This is a genomic window from Streptomyces sp. NRRL WC-3618 (assembly GCF_001280005.1).
In the GTDB taxonomy this organism is placed as follows: domain Bacteria; phylum Actinomycetota; class Actinomycetes; order Streptomycetales; family Streptomycetaceae; genus Streptomyces.
Map to the genome: position 1 here is coordinate 1 of NZ_LGDW01000291.1, position 477 is coordinate 477.

General features: G+C 72.7%; 1 pseudogene. It reads right to left on the reverse strand.

Annotated elements, in window-relative coordinates:
* Positions 1 to 293 (reverse strand): annotated as a pseudogene (locus tag ADL01_RS46460) (DNA-3-methyladenine glycosylase 2 family protein); the annotation flags it as partial.
* Positions 294 to 477: the final 184 nt, after the last annotated feature.

Consider the following 477-nt stretch of genomic DNA (forward strand, 5'->3'; position numbering starts at 1 on the left):
TCCCCCCGGACCGCCCCGTCCCGCAGCGCGACCCGCAAGGTCCCGGGCCCGGCGGGCGTACGGCAGGTCCGCCACACGGACCCGTCCGGCGTCGCCCGGAACGTGGGGTCGCCCGGCCCCCGCCGCAACGGCCCCAGCACCAGCCCGAGGTCGAGCGGCGTACCCGGCACCCAGGTCCGGGTCCGCCCCGGCGCGGCAGCCTGCCGGGGCACCCCGCCAGGCACGGCGACATGGCCCCCTCGCACGGTTGTACGAGTGGGCCGGGAAGGCTGGGAAGCGAACCGTCCTGCCACGAAACCGATTCCTAGCGCGCGAAGAACAAACCCAGAAGAAAGGAACCCCTGTGAAGCAAACCCTGCACTGAGAACCCTCTTAAGGGAAGCAGCACCCACAGCCGCCGCCACCGAAGTGGACCCCACCGAAGTGCATCCCACCGAAGTGCACCGCACCGCCCCCACCCCCCTCACCCCTCAGGGC